The organism is Buttiauxella sp. BIGb0471 (assembly GCF_024807715.1).
GTDB lineage: Bacteria > Pseudomonadota > Gammaproteobacteria > Enterobacterales > Enterobacteriaceae > Buttiauxella > Buttiauxella agrestis.
In genome coordinates, this window is sequence record NZ_JANUEU010000001.1 from 212,936 (window position 1) to 228,205 (window position 15,270).

Here is a 15,270-nt window from a genome sequence, read left to right on the forward strand (position 1 = left end):
GCTTATCCGACCTACAAATTCAAAACCGATTTGGTTGATATTTTGTGAGCAACGATTATGTGGAAATGGTTACATCAGCTCGCTAAACCCGAGCGACTTTACCTGCTATGCGGGCGTTTGGTTCCGTGGTTTGCCATCATCAGCGCGATACTTCTGGTGGTCGGTTGCGTCTGGGGCTTTGGTTTTGCTCCTGCCGATTATCAACAAGGTCAGAGCTACCGCATCATGTATCTTCATGTCCCGGCGGCTATCTGGTCGATGGGCATTTACGGTTCGATGGCGGTGGCGGCGTTTATTGGCCTGGTGTGGCAGATGAAAATGTCTGACCTCGCCGTGGCGGCGATGGCGCCTGTGGGGGCGGTATTCACCTTTATTGCACTGGTGACCGGCTCCGCATGGGGTAAACCGATGTGGGGAACCTGGTGGGTGTGGGATGCCCGCCTGACTTCTGAGCTGGTGCTGCTGTTCCTGTATATCGGCGTGATTGCGCTCTATAACGCTTTTGACGACCGCCGTCTGGCCGGGCGTGCGGCGGGTATTCTGGTGCTGGTGGGCGTGGTGAACTTGCCGATTATCCATTTCTCCGTTGAGTGGTGGAATACGCTGCATCAGGGTTCCACCAATATGCAGCAAAGTATTGACCCTGCTATGCGCACGCCGTTGCGCTTCACCATTTTTGGTTTCCTGATGCTGTTCATCACGCTGACATTAATGCGTTTACGCAATCTCATTTTGCTTCAGGAACAACGCCGCCCGTGGGTAATGGAACTGGCGAATAAAGGGAGAAACGTATGACGAGCGCATTTTTAAACTGGGCTGATTTTTTCGCCATGGGCGGTTATGCGTTTTACGTCTGGCTCGCCGTCGCGTTGACCGTTATCCCATTATTCTTGTTGGTGGTGCATAGCCGCATGCAACGCCGCATGATTTTAAATTCTGTCTCGCGCCAACATGCGCGGGAAAAACGGATTCAGGCGGCACGACAAGCAGAGGGAACTGAATGAATACTCGTCGCAAACATCGACTTTACCTGGCGCTTTCGGTGCTGGTGGGGTTGGGGCTGACTATCACGCTGGTGCTGTATGCATTACGCAGCAATATCGACCTTTTCTATACGCCGAGCGAAATTCTGTACGGTAAAGGGGAAAGCCATCAATTGCCCGAAGTGGGGCAACGTTTGCGTGTTGGCGGCATGGTTCAACCAGGCAGTGTGAAACGTGACAACCAGACGCTAAAAGTGACGTTCAAACTTTACGATGCCAGCGGTGTGGTGGATGTCAGCTACGTCGGGATTTTACCGGACCTTTTCCGCGAGGGGCAGGGTGTGGTCGCTCAGGGCGTGTTCGAAGCCGGGAACCGTATTGAAGCGAAAGAAGTGCTGGCGAAACATGATGAAAATTACACGCCGCCGGAAGTGAAAGAAGCGATGGATAAAAATCACCAGCGTGCGCCACAGGCTTACAAGGATAACGCCTCATGATGCCTGAAATCGGCAGTTTTTTGCTTTGTCTGGCGCTGGGCTGGTCATTGTTACTGAGTGTTTATCCGCTGTGGGGCGTGGCGCGCAATGACTCGCGTTTAATGGCCTCATCACGGCCATTGGCCTGGGCGTTGTTTATCACACTCTGCGCCTGTTTCCTGGTGCTGGTGAATGCGTTTGTGGTGAACGATTTTACGGTGCTGTACGTCGCGAATAACTCCAATAGCGAGTTGCCCGTGTGGTATCGCGTCGCCGCGACGTGGGGCGCGCACGAAGGCTCGTTGCTGCTGTGGGTGTTGCTGCTCAGTGCCTGGACGTTTGCCGTGGCGCTGTTTAGTCGCAGCATGCCGCAAGATGCGGTGGCACGCGTGCTGGCGGTGATGGGGATGATTAATTTCGGCTTCCTGCTGTTTATCATCTTTACCTCGAATCCCTTCACCCGCACGTTGCCTGACTTCCCGATTGAAGGGCGTGACCTGAACCCGCTGTTGCAGGATATCGGGCTGATTTTCCACCCGCCGTTGTTGTACATGGGTTACGTCGGTTTCTCCGTGGCGTTTGCGTTTTCTATTGCCGCATTAATGGCCGGGAAACTCGATTCTGCCTGGGCGCGCTGGACGCGTCCGTGGACGTTAGCCGCCTGGTCATTTTTAACCATCGGCATTGTTTTAGGTTCGGCCTGGGCTTATTACGAGCTGGGCTGGGGCGGCTGGTGGTTCTGGGACCCGGTAGAAAACGCCTCGTTTATGCCGTGGCTTGCGGGCACGGCGTTAATTCACTCGCTTTCGGTGACGGAAAAGCGCGGTAGCTTTAAAGCCTGGACGGTGTTGCTGGCGATTACGGCATTCTCGCTTTGCCTGCTGGGCACTTTCCTGGTGCGTTCCGGCGTGCTGGTTTCGGTGCATTCGTTTGCCTCAGACCCAGCTCGCGGCATGTTTATCCTCGCCTTCCTGGTGATTGTGATTGGCGGTTCGCTGCTGCTGTATGCGGTGAAAGGCAGCAAAGTGCGATCGCGCGTTGGGAATAGTTTGTGGTCGCGGGAATCATTTTTGCTCGGCAACAACGTGTTATTGATTGCCGCGATGCTGGTGGTGTTACTCGGGACGTTACTGCCGCTGGTGCACAAACAGCTTGGGCTGGGCAGTATTTCCATCGGCGAACCGTTCTTCAACACCATGTTTACGGCACTCATGGCGCCGTTCGCGCTGTTGCTGGGCATTGGCCCATTGGTGCGCTGGCGTCGCGACGAACCGCAAAAACTAGTGAAAAGACTGGCGATTGCCGTTGCTATTACGGTTGCGCTTTCGTTGGTGCTGCCGTGGCTGATGCAAGACCGCGTTGAAGCCATGACGGTGGTCGGTTTGTTGATGGCGGTATGGGTGTTTGTGCTGGCGTTAATGGAAGTTTATGAGCGGGCGACAAATCGCCACGGCTTGCTGAAAGGCTTATGGAAATTACCACGCAGCCACTGGGGCATGGTGTTTGGGCATTTGGGGCTGGCGGTGACTGTCGTCGGTATCGCGTTTAGTCAGAACTACAGCATCGAACGCGATGTGCGCATGAAAGCAGGCGATAGCATCGACATTCATCAGTATCACTTTGTGTTCCGCGATGTGCATGAGCTGACTGGCCCGAATTACCGTGGGGGCGTGGGGATTATCGACGTCACGCGTAATGGCAAACCCGAAGCCACGTTGCATGCGGAAAAACGTTTCTACAACAGTAACCGCGCCATGATGACCGAGGCGGCGATCGATGGCGGCGTGACGCGTGACCTGTATGCCGCACTCGGCGAAGAGCTGGACGATGGAAGCTGGGCGGTTCGCCTGTATTACAAACCGTTCGTGCGCTGGATTTGGATGGGCGGAATTTTGATGACCATTGGCGGGTTGTTCTGCTTGTTTGACCCGCGTTACCGCCAGCGTAAAAACGTGCCGGAGGCTGCATGAATCGCAAAGTATTATTTATCCCGCTCGTTCTGTTTTTGTTGTTGGCCGCAATGCTGCTTTGGCAACTGGCGCGAAACGCGCAGGGCGATGATCCCACTAATCTGGAATCGGCATTAGTCGGGAAGCCCGTTCCGGTGTTTCGTCTTGAGTCGCTGGAAAACCCAGGCAAGGTTTACGACCAGGCGGTGCTCACTGACGGCAAACCTTTACTCCTCAACGTGTGGGCGACCTGGTGCCCGACCTGCCGCGCTGAACATCAGTTTCTTAATGGGCTGAAGGCGCAGGGAATTCGTGTCGTGGGGATGAATTACAAAGACGAACGCAGCAAAGCGATCACCTGGCTCAATGAACTTGGCAACCCTTATGCGCTGAGTCTGTTTGACGGCAACGGCATGCTGGGGTTAGATCTGGGCGTTTATGGTGCACCAGAAACATTTTTGATCGACGGCAAAGGGATCATTCGTTATCGCCACGCGGGCGATCTCAACGATCGCGTCTGGCAGCAGGAGCTGAAACCGCTGTGGGACAAATACAATAAGGAGGCCGGGGCATGAAACGCGGATGGCTACTGATCGTCGCATTCCTGTTTTCGTTTAATGTCCTGGCGGCAATAGACACTTTCCAGTTTAAAGATGAAGCGCAGGAACAGCAGTTCCGCCAGCTTACCGAGCAATTACGCTGCCCGAAATGCCAGAACAATAGCATTGCGGATTCTAACGCGATGATCGCCTCTGACATGCGTCTGAAAGTCTATGAGTTGATGCAGCAGGGGAAAACGAAGCAGCAAATTATCGACTATATGGTGCAGCGTTACGGTAATTTTGTGACTTATGAACCGCCGTTGACGCCTGCCACCATTATTCTGTGGGTTCTGCCGGTATTGTTTATTCTCGGCGGCGCGGGCGTGATTGTGGTGCGTAGCCGCAAACGACGCGTTCATTTTAGCGATGAACCGGAAACCGAACAGCACCAGACTGTCACTCGAAAAGCCCATTTCTGGTTTTTTGCTCCGGGAGCGGTGGTTTTGGTTGCCGTGAGTGTAGGCGTTTATCTGAAAACGTCGGACTGGAAGAAGGTGCAGACCTGGCAAAGCGTCACCGAACAAACGCCACAACTTCTGCAGCGCGCCTTGGATCCACAGGCAAAACCGCTAGATATGCCTGAAATGGCCGATCTCGGACTGGGATTACGCACGCGTTTACAGCAGGAGCCTGACAATATTGAGGGCTGGATGATGCTCGGGCGAATTGGTATGGTGCTCAATAATGCAAGTACCGCTACACAAGCCTTTGCACATGCGTTTAAACTGTCGCCCTCTAACAGTAATGTAAAGCTGGGCTATGCTGAAGTATTGACCCGCAGCGGCGACCCACAGGATAACCAACTTGGTGGGGATCTTTTGCGTGAATTGCTTAAGGCGGATCATACAAATGTTCGCGTATTAAGCTTGCTCGCATTTAATGCTTTTGAACAACAGAATTACCGCGAAGCGATTGGTGCATGGCAAATCATGTTGCAAGTCTTACCCGTAAACGACCAGCGTCGGGCTGTGGTGCAAAGAAGCATCGAGCAGGCAAAAGCGGCGTTGGCAGGTAACGACGGCACTAAAGCGGGGAGCGGAGAGCAATAATAACAGGGAGAGAGATATGAATTTCCGCCTGACCGGGCTGGCACTGGCCGCTACCGTATTAGTCGGCTGTGCGAGTTCGGCCGATACACAGCCGCAAGGGCGCTCGGACCCATTAGAAGGGTTCAACCGGACAATGTACGACTTCAACTTCAATGTGTTGGATCCGTATATCGTGCGCCCGGTTGCTGTAGTGTGGCGTGATTATGTGCCGCAACCTGCGCGCAACGGTCTGAGTAACTTTACGAGTAACCTCGAAGAACCTGCGTCAATGGTCAACAATTTCCTGCAAGGCGATCCGTATCAGGGGATGGTGCATTTCACCCGTTTCTTCCTGAACACCTTGTTGGGCATGGGTGGTTTCATCGACGTTGCTGGTATGGCTAATCCGAAATTACAACGCGTTGAACCCAACCGTTTTGGTACCACACTTGGGCATTACGGTGTTGGCTACGGTCCATACGTGCAGTTACCTGCATACGGTAGCTTCACGATTCGTGAAGACGGCGGCGAGTGGGTGGATGATTTATATGCCCCTCTGTCCTGGCTCACCTGGTGGATGTCGATTGGTAAGTGGACGCTTGAAGGTATCGAAACGCGTGCGCAATTGCTGGATTCTGAAGGGTTGCTCAAACAATCTTCAGACCCGTATATCCTGGTTCGTGAAGCGTACTTCCAGCGCCATGATTTCCTGGCAAACGGTGGCAAGCTTTCACCGCAGGAGAACCCAAATGCGTCCTCAATTGAAGATTCTCTGAAAGATATCGACTCGCAGTAAATGCGATATGTTTGAGGCATAAAAAAAGGCGAAACCTGAGTTTCGCCTTTTTTGTAACTGTTAACTATTAGAATGCGTAGTTAAAGTTCATGCCGTACAGCCACGCTTTACCTTCAGACTTGAAGGTGTATGGGCCTTCGGTAAATTCAACATGCTGACCGTGCATGTAGGAAACACCAAGATCGACGGAAGCATCATCGTTGAATGCGTAAGTGGTACCCGCACTCAGCCAGAAGCGGTCCTGATCCGGGATGGAGATAGAACGGTTATCCGCAGGAACCGGGCTATCGTCAAATGCGATACCGGTACGGAAGGTCCAGTTCTTATCCATATAGTAAGAGGTACCGATAGCAATACGGTACGCATCTTTAAAGTTCTCTTCTTTTTTGAACAATGTCTGGCCGTTGTTGCCAGTCGCTTTCAGCTCTTCGAACTGACTCCAGCTGGTGTAGGCAAGACTATAGTGAATCGCCCACTGTGGCGCGACTTTGTTATAACCTGACAGCTCCCACATTTCAGGCAGGTTCAGGGTCAGAGATCCTGGAACGGTTTGCCCGCTGGTGCCCGCCGGTAGGCCGAATGCAGAAAGCATTGGGGTATATGCCGCAGGCAGGTTGCTTCTATAGTCGCCGTCAAAGTCGATTTTGATTTCTGAACGGTAGGTTAAGCCATAACGGTTATCTTTATTGATTTCATAAAGGATACCCGCGTTCCAGCCAAAGCCCCATTCGTCGCCTTTCAGGTGCGCGATTTGGGTGTCGCTACTTAAAGAATTGCCATATCCGGCTAAAGCTTGTCCTTGTGGCGTTTGGCCAGCAGGGCTTTGCATGACTTGTCCCGCAATAATCTGGCCGAGGTCACCTGCGTAACGCTCGATTTTTGCTTTCGCATAAACAGCATCAAAGCCCAGACCGAAGCTCCAGTTGTTGTTTAAACGGTATGCGCCGCTGAGGTTTAGGTTCATGGTCGTCAGGTCGGTTTTACCGCCCATCGAACCTGCGGTGTAATTATTGTTGAACTCGGTCGCCAGACCATAGTTAGAGGTGACAGACGCACCCCAACCAAATTGTTCATTAATAGGCGCAACAAAATGCAGGTTTGGAACCCATGCAACCGGTGCAATGTTATCTGCGTCAGTGCTGCGGCCAGTAGGAGAAGTACCAGAGATATTAACGTCCGGGTCAATAAAGACCGCACCGCCGGAGAACATTGGGCGGTCAAACATCATAATCGTTGCAGGGTTACGGCTGGCGGAACCCGCGTTATCTGCGACCGCACCTTCCCCTGAATAAGCTCGGCCTAGGCCTGAGGAAGAGAACTCGTTTAATTGAAAGCCGGCTGAGTACGCCTGCGATGAGACAATTGCCACTGCAACCGCTAGGGCTGACTTTGTAAACAGGTTTTTCTGGCTCATGACCAAAACCTCATAATGGATTTATTTTTATACAAACAATGTTACATACCGTAACAGGAGCGCGAATAGTAGGGGCTGATCTGTTACAGAGAAATCAGACCAGTGGCGAGAGTATAGGTCTGACCAGATGGTATGTTGCAAGTTTGTATCTAAGATTTTTCAAATTTGATCGCCGAAACGAGATCTGCCTGGCAAAATCGGGTTCGGCGTCACTATGCAAACCAGGTGATTCTTGTTTTAGATCATTTTTAAGTGTGATTTGGGTCACTTAGAGATTTTGACAAGATTAACGACTGGAGTCGGTTCAACAGGGAGCGTAAAATAGACAAGATTCGTTGAAAATATTTTGCCTTTTAAATACAGAGGAAATCATAAAATGAGTAAGAACACTGCTGATGAAACCCCGGTTTGCTGCTGTATTGATGTCGGCTCTATCATCGATAACACCGACTGCACAGCCACTTACAGCCGCGTATTTGCCACTAAAGCTGAAGCGGACGAAACCCTGGCAGCACTGAGTGAAAAGGCTCGTGCAGCAGAATCAGAACCTTGCCAGATTGTTCCGCGTTACACCGAAGAAGCTGATGGCATCCGTCTGGATATCGATTTCACTTTCAGCTGCCAGGCTGAAACCATGATCTTCCAGCTCGGCCTGCGTTAAATGTAAAAATGTCGGATGGCGCAAACTTATCCGACCTACAAGTGCCAACCGTAAGGTGGATAAGCGAAAGCGTCATCCACCTTCTTTCACTTTAATATCCTTCCTTAAAGCGTGTCCCCCCTCCCAATTATTTAGTCACCCGGTTGGCTGATTGTAACTTTTTGGTTAAAACTGTGATCAGGTCTGACCACTATTGGTCAATTACATTTTTATTCCCAGAAATATGCAGTTACAGCAACATCGCTGTAGATTCATACACAAAGGGAAGAATAGGGGAGCGTTATGAGTCAGGCACTTCCGTTGGTGACCCGCCAGGGTGACCGCATTGCCATTGTCAGTGGTTTACGCACACCGTTTGCCCGTCAGGCGACGGCATTTCATGGCATTCCCGCAGTTGACCTTGGCACCATGGTGGTCAGCGAGCTGCTCGCTCGCAGCGAAATTCCCCCGGAAGTTATCGAACAGCTCGTTTTCGGCCAGGTGGTGCAGATGCCGGAAGCGCCAAACATTGCCCGCGAAATCGTTCTTGGTGCGGGTTTAAGCGTACATACCGACGCCTATAGCGTGAGTCGCGCCTGTGCGACCAGTTTCCAGGCGGTGGCGAACGTAGCCGAAAGTTTAATGGCCGGGACTATTCGCGCGGGTATCGCAGGTGGCGCGGATTCATCGTCTGTTTTACCGATTGGCGTCAGTAAAAAACTGGGGCGCGTACTGGTCGATGCTAATAAAGCCCGTACCCTGGGGCAAAAATTGAAACTCTTTTCCCGCTTACGCCCACGCGACCTGTTACCTGTTCCTCCTGCCGTCGCCGAGTATTCGACCGGTTTGCGAATGGGCGATACCGCTGAACAAATGGCGAAAACCCATGGCATTACCCGTGAACAGCAAGATGCGTTAGCACATCGCTCACACATCAAAGCCGCGATTGCGTGGAAAGAGGGGAAATTGTCGGAAGAGGTCATGACGGCATTTATCCCGCCTTATCGCCAACCGTTCAGCGAAGATAATAACGTGCGTCAGAATTCGTCGGTTGCTGATTACGCGAAGCTGCGTCCGGCGTTCGATCGCCAGCACGGAACCGTCACTGCCGCTAACAGCACGCCGTTAACGGATGGTGCCGCTGCGGTGATTCTGATGACGGAATCCCGCGCAAAAGAGCTCGGTTTAAAACCGTTGGGCTACTTGCGCAGTTATGCGTTTACGGCGGTAGATGTCTGGCAAGACATGCTGCTAGGCCCGGCCTGGGCAACGCCGCTGGCGCTCGAAAGGGCAGGCATCACTCTCAATGACTTGACGTTGTTTGATATGCATGAAGCCTTTGCCGCGCAAACGCTGGCTAACCTGAAAATGCTCGCCAGCGAACGTTTTGCTCGTGACGTATTGGGCCGCGCTCATGCGACCGGTGAAGTCGATGATGCGAAATTTAACGTGCTGGGCGGTTCGATTGCCTATGGGCACCCGTTCGCGGCAACGGGCGCTCGTATGATCACGCAAACATTGCACGAATTACGTCGCCGTGGCGGTGGATTTGGGTTAGTGACTGCCTGTGCTGCGGGTGGATTAGGTGCTGCTATGGTTCTGGAGGCCGAATAATGGAACAGATTTCCGCTTTCAACTTACACATCCGCCTCGACAATATCGCGGTTGTGACCATCGATGTGCCGGACGAAAAGATGAACACGCTGAAAGCCTCTTTCGGCCCTGAAGTCCATAACATCATCAAACAGGTGCGCGACAATACGGCACTACAAGGGTTGATATTTATTTCAGGTAAACCTGACAACTTTATTGCTGGCGCTGATATCAACATGATTGCCAACTGCCAGAGCGCGCTGGAAGCCCAAACGCTGGCGCATCAGGGGCAACAGATCATGGCAGAAATTGCGGCGCTACCGATTCCGGTTGTGGCGGCTATTCATGGCGCGTGTCTCGGCGGTGGGCTGGAGTTGGCCCTGGCCTGCCATTCACGGATTTGTACCGATGATGAAAAAACCAAACTTGGCTTGCCGGAAGTGCAGCTTGGCTTATTGCCTGGTTCTGGCGGCACCCAGCGTTTACCGCGTTTGATTGGCGTTAGTAATGCGCTGGATATGATTTTGACGGGTAAACAGTTACGCCCGCGCCAGGCGCTGAAACTGGGCCTGGTCGATGAAGTGGTTCCGCAATCTATTTTACTGGCCGCCGCGGTTGAACGTGTCGCAAAGGGCCGCCAACCCTCTCGGACATTACCGGTGCGGGAACGCATCCTGGCAGGCCCGCTTGGTCGTTCACTGTTGTTTAGCATGGTGGAGAAAAAAACCGAGCAAAAAACGCGCGGTAATTATCCAGCCACGAAACGCATTATCGACGTGATAAAAATCGGCCTCGGGCAGGGGAGTTTTAGCGGCTACGAATCAGAAGCGAAAGCGTTTGGCGAGTTAGCGATGACGCCACAATCGGCGGCGTTACGTGGGCTATTCTTTGCCAGCACCGAGCTTAAAAAAGAGCACGGCGCGGATGCACAGCCGCGTCCAATCAAGGCGGTAGGCGTGCTGGGCGGTGGCTTGATGGGCGGAGGAATTGCGTTTGTCACCGCGACAAAAGGCAAGCTGCCGGTGCGTATTAAAGATATCAATAATGAAGGCATTAACCACGCGCTGAAATACAGCTGGGATTTGCTGGATAGAAAAGTGCGTCGCCGCCATCTTAAAGCCATTGAACGCCAGCGCGAAATGGCGCGTATTTCCGGCGGCACCGATTATCACGGTTTCCATAATCGTGACATTGTCGTGGAAGCCGTTTTTGAAGATCTCGCGCTCAAGCAGAAAATGGTCGCTGAGATTGAACACAATGCTGCACCGCATACTATTTTTGCTTCAAACACCTCTTCATTGCCGATTGCCGATATCGCGGCTAACGCCGCGCGCCCCGAGCTGGTGATCGGTCTGCATTACTTCAGCCCGGTGGATAAAATGCCGCTGGTAGAAGTCATTCCTCACGCAGGAACGAGTGCGGAAACGATTTCCACAACGGTTCAGTTGGCGAAGAAACAAGGCAAAACGCCTATTGTGGTAGGCGACAGTGCCGGGTTTTACGTCAACCGCATTCTGGCACCTTACGTTAATGAAGCGATGCGATGCCTGGTGGAAGGTGAGCCGGTCGATAAAATTGATAATGCGCTGGTGGCGTTTGGTTTCCCTGTCGGCCCAATCCAACTTTTGGATGAGGTGGGAATTGATGTAGGGACTAAAATTAGCCCTATACTTCAGCAGGCTTACGGGGATCGTTTCGCTGCACCGCAAAATATTGCAGCAATATTGAATGACGATCGCAAAGGTAGAAAAAATGGGCGCGGTTTCTATCTTTATCCAGGCAAAGGGAGTAGAAGCAAAAAGCAGGTCGACCCTGCAATTTATAAGCTGTTAGGTGTTTCACCAAAAGGACAACTGGCAGAAAAAGAAATTGCACAACGCTGCGTGATGATGATGCTCAATGAGGCGGCGCGTTGCCTTGATGAAGGTGTTGTTCGCAGTGCTCGCGATGGCGACATCGGTGCAGTGTTCGGTATTGGTTTCCCACCGTTCCTCGGTGGCCCGTTCCGCTATATGGATTCTTTGGGTGCGGGTGAAGTTGTCGCGCAATTGCAGCGCCTGGCGAGTCAATACGGGGAGCGTTTTGCCCCTTGTGACAGACTTTTACAAATGGTGGAAGAGCAACGAAATTTCTGGGCAAAGTGAACCCCGGAGATGAAACTGTAGTCAAAGAAACATCAACATATGGCTCGGTGAATGGATGCTGGTTGGTCACTTATTAAACAGTGATTGACTATACTTGCACCATTGAGGTAAAAAACAGCGTTTCATTCGATGTACGGATAAGGCACAATGCCCGGCTGCTGAATTTCCCCTCTTAAGTTTCAGGGGAATTCAAGCATTCCTGGTTAACAAAAGCGGTGCAATATGCAAGTTTTTATCATGCGTCACGGCGACGCAGCACTCGATGCTGCCAGCGACTCGGTACGTCCACTCACACAATGTGGTTGTGATGAATCCCGGGTAATGGCGACCTGGTTGAAAGGCCAGGTGTTAGATATCGAACGTGTTCTGGTGAGCCCTTACCTGCGAGCCGAACAAACCCTGGATGTAGTGCGGGAAACTCTGACCCTTCCAGGTAAAGAAGACATTCTGCCGGAATTGACGCCGTGCGGCGATGTGGGCCTGGTGAGCTGCTACCTGCAAGCCCTGGCAAATGAAGGGGTTGAGTCGGCGCTGGTGATTTCTCACCTGCCGTTAGTCGGTTACCTGGTGTCTGAGCTTTGCCCGGAAGAGACACCGCCGATGTTCAGCACTTCGGCTATTGCTAATGTCACACTGGATGCCGAAACGGGCAAGGGTGTGTTCAACTGGCAAATGAGTCCATGCAATTTGAAAGTAGCTAAAGCTATTTAATTGCCGTAAGCATGAAAAAAGAGCCGCTATATGCGGCTCTTCTTATTTGTTCGTTAATACTCCCTACAAAATCAATAACGTAGGTCGGACAAGCGCAGCGTCATCCGACATAAAACCCTACGGCAATTCCGGCGGTAGCCACTCTTCGATTTCAATCAACACCAGCAACGCTGCATCACCACCGTATTCTTTCGGTGCCTGGTGAAATGCCATGATGTGTGGGTGTTGCGCCAGCCATAATGGCGTTTGCTGCTTCAAAACGTGTTTGCCATGCCCATGCATCACACAGGCGCAAAACACATGCTCGCGACGACAGGCCGCAATCAGCGCGCCTAATTCCTGCTTCGCTTGCATCTGAGTCAGACCATGCAAATCGAGGAACAATTCTGGCGAATAATCCCCGCGCCGAATTTTTTTCAGCTCAAAATGGCTGACGTCTTCGCGCACATAACGTGTCGGGCCTTCAGTCGCCAGTCGTGGCTGGAATTCGTCTGAAAAGTAATGACTCGCATCGGCTTGTTCCTGCAACAGCCGTTTCACTGGAACTTCCTGGACTTTCTTACGCATCGGGCGATGAACAATGGTGTCCTGAGTTAATTTTTTTGTGCCGCTCATCAGATCACGGAAAAGGTTCTGATCGTCAGCGCTGAGCGGATTTTTCTTCTTCATCTGTTTCTCGTCTCGCATCTGCATTAGCGCCAGTTTACCTGGTTTGTCGTCCATCGCTAAATAAAACGCAATTTTCACCGCAGTGACAGTGATTGAAATGCTGATTTGTCGCGGCCTTCATGGCAAACTAATCGATTATTGAATTAGCGCGAACGGCCTGCGGAGGGCAACGTGGATAAAATTTTCGTCGATGAGGCAGTGAATGAACTGCATACCATTCAGGATATGCTGCGCTGGGCAGTCAGTCGCTTTAGCGCCGCCAACATCTGGTATGGCCACGGCACGGATAACCCGTGGGACGAAGCCGTTCAGTTAGTGCTGCCAAGTCTCTATCTGCCGCTGGATATTCCAGAGGATATGCGCACTGCGCGTCTGACGCCAAGCGAACGCCATCGTATCGTTGAACGCGTGATTCGCCGCGTCAACGAGCGCATCCCGGTCGCCTATCTGACCAACAAAGCCTGGTTCTGCGGTCACGAGTTTTATGTCGATGAACGCGTGCTGGTTCCACGTTCCCCAATCGGCGAGCTTATCACCAACCGTTTCGCGGGCCTGTTTGATAACGAACCGCAGCACATTCTGGATATGTGCACCGGCAGCGGCTGCATTGCTATTGCCTGTGCTTACGAATTCCACAATGCAGAAGTTGATGCGGTGGATATTTCTCTTGATGCGCTGGCGGTTGCCGAGCAAAACATCGCCGAGCACGGCCTGGAAAGCCAGGTAACGCCAATGCGTTCCGATCTGTTCCGCGACCTGCCAAAAGTGCAGTACGACATTATCGTGACTAACCCACCTTACGTGGATGCGGAAGATATGTCTGACCTGCCAGGCGAGTTCCGCTTCGAGCCGGAATTAGGTTTAGCAGCGGGTACAGACGGCCTGAAACTGGCGCGTCGCATTCTGGCGTGTGCGCCGGATTATCTCGCCGATGGCGGCGTCCTGATTTGTGAAGTCGGAAACAGCATGGTACATCTGATGGACCAGTATCCGGATGTGCCGTTCACCTGGCTTGAGTTTGATAACGGTGGAGACGGCGTGTTCATGCTGACCAAATCGCAGCTTATTGATGCCCGCGAACATTTCAGCATTTACAAAGATTAATCTGTGCAGGCGGGCCTTTTGGCCCGTCTTCATTTGCTCACAACACAACGAAAAACGATAACGGAAAGAAGATGGCTGGAAACTCTATTGGACAAGTCTTTCGCGTAACGACTTTTGGTGAATCTCACGGTGTGGCGTTGGGTTGCATCGTTGATGGTGTGCCGCCGGGCATTCCGCTTACCGAAGCAGATTTACAACACGATCTCGACCGTCGACGCCCAGGGACTTCTCGCTATACCACGCAACGCCGTGAACCCGATCAGGTGAAAATTCTGTCCGGTGTATTTGAAGGCGTGACGACCGGCACCAGTATCGGTTTGTTGATTGAAAACACTGACCAGCGCTCGCAAGATTACAGCGCGATTAAAGACGTGTTCCGTCCGGGCCACGCAGATTACACCTACGAACAAAAATATGGCCTGCGCGATTACCGTGGCGGTGGCCGTTCTTCGGCTCGTGAAACCGCGATGCGTGTGGCGGCGGGGGCGATTGCTAAAAAATATCTGGCGCACAAATACGGCATCACGATTCGTGGCTGCCTGACGCAAATGGGCGACGTGCCGCTGGAAATCAAAGACTGGGATCAAGTCGAACAAAACCCGTTCTTCTGCCCGGACCCCGATAAAATCGAAACGCTTGATGAGCTGATGCGTGCGCTGAAAAAAGAAGGCGACTCCATCGGCGCGAAAGTGACTGTTGTGGCTGACAACGTGCCACCAGGCCTGGGCGAACCCGTATTTGACCGCTTAGATGCCGATATTGCACATGCGCTGATGAGCATCAACGCGGTGAAAGGCGTGGAAATTGGCGAGGGCTTTGGCGTGGTTAACCTGCGCGGAAGCCAGAACCGTGATGAAATCACCAAACAAGGCTTCCAGAGCAATCACGCTGGCGGCATTCTCGGTGGTATCAGTAGCGGCCAGCAAATTGTCGCGAACATGGCGCTGAAGCCAACTTCAAGCATTATGGTTCCGGGTCGTACCATCAATCGCGAAGGCGAAGAAGTTGAGATGGTCACGCGTGGCCGCCATGATCCTTGCGTGGGTATTCGCGCGGTTCCGATTGCCGAAGCCATGTTAGCGATTGTATTGATGGATCATATGCTGCGTCAGCGTGCTCAAAACGGTGACGTCACTTTCCCTTTGCCGCGCTGGTAATGCG

The 15,270-nt window shown here is 52.3% G+C and carries 15 protein-coding genes; 13 read left to right on the forward strand and 2 right to left on the reverse strand.

Annotated elements, in window-relative coordinates; all coding sequences use genetic code 11:
- Positions 1–57: 57 nt before the first annotated feature.
- The 7 genes from M2371_RS00995 to mlaA are packed head-to-tail and all read left to right on the forward strand — an operon-like array spanning position 58 to position 5,834.
- The gene (locus M2371_RS00995; protein ID WP_259266666.1) at positions 58–795 is read left to right on the forward strand and encodes a heme ABC transporter permease; all 738 of its coding nucleotides are present in this window, start codon (positions 58–60) and stop codon (positions 793–795) included.
- A complete protein-coding gene (gene ccmD / locus M2371_RS01000) occupies positions 792–1,004 on the forward strand; it encodes a heme exporter protein CcmD (RefSeq protein ID WP_034497353.1) in 213 nt (70 codons plus the stop codon). Before M2371_RS00995 ends, ccmD begins: the two co-directional genes overlap by 4 nt.
- On the forward strand, positions 1,001–1,480 hold the full coding sequence (ccmE, locus tag M2371_RS01005; RefSeq protein ID WP_172893547.1) for a cytochrome c maturation protein CcmE: 480 nt from the start codon (positions 1,001–1,003) through the stop codon (positions 1,478–1,480). The genes ccmD and ccmE overlap by 4 nt, the downstream gene beginning before the upstream one ends.
- On the forward strand, positions 1,477–3,429 hold the full coding sequence (locus M2371_RS01010) for a heme lyase CcmF/NrfE family subunit (protein WP_259266667.1): 1,953 nt from the start codon (positions 1,477–1,479) through the stop codon (positions 3,427–3,429). The genes ccmE and M2371_RS01010 overlap by 4 nt, the downstream gene beginning before the upstream one ends.
- Positions 3,426–3,983 carry a thiol:disulfide interchange protein DsbE gene (gene dsbE, locus M2371_RS01015; RefSeq protein WP_034497347.1) on the forward strand — a complete coding sequence of 186 codons (558 nt, stop codon included), beginning with the start codon at positions 3,426–3,428 and terminating at the stop codon, positions 3,981–3,983. Before M2371_RS01010 ends, dsbE begins: the two co-directional genes overlap by 4 nt.
- Entirely contained in the window at positions 3,980–5,059 is a 1,080-nt protein-coding gene (locus M2371_RS01020) for a cytochrome c-type biogenesis protein CcmH (protein ID WP_259266668.1), read from the forward strand. Before dsbE ends, M2371_RS01020 begins: the two co-directional genes overlap by 4 nt.
- A 16-nt stretch (positions 5,060–5,075) precedes the next feature.
- Entirely contained in the window at positions 5,076–5,834 is a 759-nt protein-coding gene (mlaA, locus tag M2371_RS01025; RefSeq protein WP_172893550.1) for a phospholipid-binding lipoprotein MlaA, read from the forward strand.
- Positions 5,835–5,901: 67 nt separating this feature from the next.
- On the opposite strand, the gene fadL is transcribed toward mlaA, so the two are convergent.
- Positions 5,902–7,248, reverse strand: a complete 1,347-nt coding sequence (gene fadL / locus M2371_RS01030) for a long-chain fatty acid transporter FadL (RefSeq protein WP_259266669.1) — start codon at positions 7,246–7,248, stop codon at positions 5,902–5,904.
- A gap of 376 nt (positions 7,249–7,624) precedes the next feature.
- Between fadL and M2371_RS01035 the strand changes: the two genes are divergently transcribed.
- The 4 genes from M2371_RS01035 to sixA all read left to right on the forward strand — a co-directional run bounded on the left by M2371_RS01035 (position 7,625) and on the right by sixA (position 12,336).
- Positions 7,625–7,909, forward strand: a complete 285-nt coding sequence (locus M2371_RS01035) for a YfcZ/YiiS family protein (RefSeq protein WP_034497340.1) — start codon at positions 7,625–7,627, stop codon at positions 7,907–7,909.
- Positions 7,910–8,191: 282 nt separating this feature from the next.
- Positions 8,192–9,502, forward strand: coding sequence for an acetyl-CoA C-acyltransferase FadI (gene fadI / locus M2371_RS01040; protein WP_034497337.1), 1,311 nt, complete (start codon positions 8,192–8,194; stop codon positions 9,500–9,502).
- Positions 9,502–11,625, forward strand: coding sequence for a fatty acid oxidation complex subunit alpha FadJ (gene fadJ / locus M2371_RS01045; protein WP_259266670.1), 2,124 nt, complete (start codon positions 9,502–9,504; stop codon positions 11,623–11,625). The genes fadI and fadJ overlap by 1 nt, the downstream gene beginning before the upstream one ends.
- Positions 11,626–11,847: 222 nt before the next feature.
- Positions 11,848–12,336 carry a phosphohistidine phosphatase SixA gene (gene sixA, locus M2371_RS01050; RefSeq protein ID WP_034497333.1) on the forward strand — a complete coding sequence of 163 codons (489 nt, stop codon included), beginning with the start codon at positions 11,848–11,850 and terminating at the stop codon, positions 12,334–12,336.
- Positions 12,337–12,453: 117 nt separating this feature from the next.
- On the opposite strand, the gene smrB is transcribed toward sixA, so the two are convergent.
- Positions 12,454–13,005: an endonuclease SmrB gene (smrB, locus tag M2371_RS01055; protein ID WP_034460090.1), complete on the reverse strand. Its 552-nt coding sequence runs from the start codon at positions 13,003–13,005 to the stop codon at positions 12,454–12,456.
- A gap of 171 nt (positions 13,006–13,176) precedes the next feature.
- On the opposite strand from smrB, the gene prmB reads away from it, so the two are divergent.
- Positions 13,177–14,109 carry a 50S ribosomal protein L3 N(5)-glutamine methyltransferase gene (prmB, locus tag M2371_RS01060; protein ID WP_115627706.1) on the forward strand — a complete coding sequence of 311 codons (933 nt, stop codon included), beginning with the start codon at positions 13,177–13,179 and terminating at the stop codon, positions 14,107–14,109.
- Positions 14,110–14,180: 71 nt separating this feature from the next.
- The gene (aroC, locus tag M2371_RS01065; RefSeq protein ID WP_034497318.1) at positions 14,181–15,266 is read left to right on the forward strand and encodes a chorismate synthase; all 1,086 of its coding nucleotides are present in this window, start codon (positions 14,181–14,183) and stop codon (positions 15,264–15,266) included.
- Positions 15,267–15,270: the final 4 nt, after the last annotated feature.

Bases quoted from the DNA above. Each gene is read 5' to 3' on its own strand.
- M2371_RS00995 (WP_259266666.1), top strand. From the start codon at position 58: ATGTGGAAATGGTTACATCAGCTCGCTAAACCCGAGCGACTTTACCTG.
- ccmD (WP_034497353.1), top strand. From the start codon at position 792: ATGACGAGCGCATTTTTAAACTGGGCTGATTTTTTCGCCATGGGCGGT.
- ccmE (WP_172893547.1), top strand. From the start codon at position 1,001: ATGAATACTCGTCGCAAACATCGACTTTACCTGGCGCTTTCGGTGCTG.
- M2371_RS01010 (WP_259266667.1), top strand. From the start codon at position 1,477: ATGATGCCTGAAATCGGCAGTTTTTTGCTTTGTCTGGCGCTGGGCTGG.
- dsbE (WP_034497347.1), top strand. From the start codon at position 3,426: ATGAATCGCAAAGTATTATTTATCCCGCTCGTTCTGTTTTTGTTGTTG.
- M2371_RS01020 (WP_259266668.1), top strand. From the start codon at position 3,980: ATGAAACGCGGATGGCTACTGATCGTCGCATTCCTGTTTTCGTTTAAT.
- mlaA (WP_172893550.1), top strand. From the start codon at position 5,076: ATGAATTTCCGCCTGACCGGGCTGGCACTGGCCGCTACCGTATTAGTC.
- fadL (WP_259266669.1), bottom strand. From the start codon at position 7,248: ATGAGCCAGAAAAACCTGTTTACAAAGTCAGCCCTAGCGGTTGCAGTG.
- M2371_RS01035 (WP_034497340.1), top strand. From the start codon at position 7,625: ATGAGTAAGAACACTGCTGATGAAACCCCGGTTTGCTGCTGTATTGAT.
- fadI (WP_034497337.1), top strand. From the start codon at position 8,192: ATGAGTCAGGCACTTCCGTTGGTGACCCGCCAGGGTGACCGCATTGCC.
- fadJ (WP_259266670.1), top strand. From the start codon at position 9,502: ATGGAACAGATTTCCGCTTTCAACTTACACATCCGCCTCGACAATATC.
- sixA (WP_034497333.1), top strand. From the start codon at position 11,848: ATGCAAGTTTTTATCATGCGTCACGGCGACGCAGCACTCGATGCTGCC.
- smrB (WP_034460090.1), bottom strand. From the start codon at position 13,005: ATGAAGAAGAAAAATCCGCTCAGCGCTGACGATCAGAACCTTTTCCGT.
- aroC (WP_034497318.1), top strand. From the start codon at position 14,181: ATGGCTGGAAACTCTATTGGACAAGTCTTTCGCGTAACGACTTTTGGT.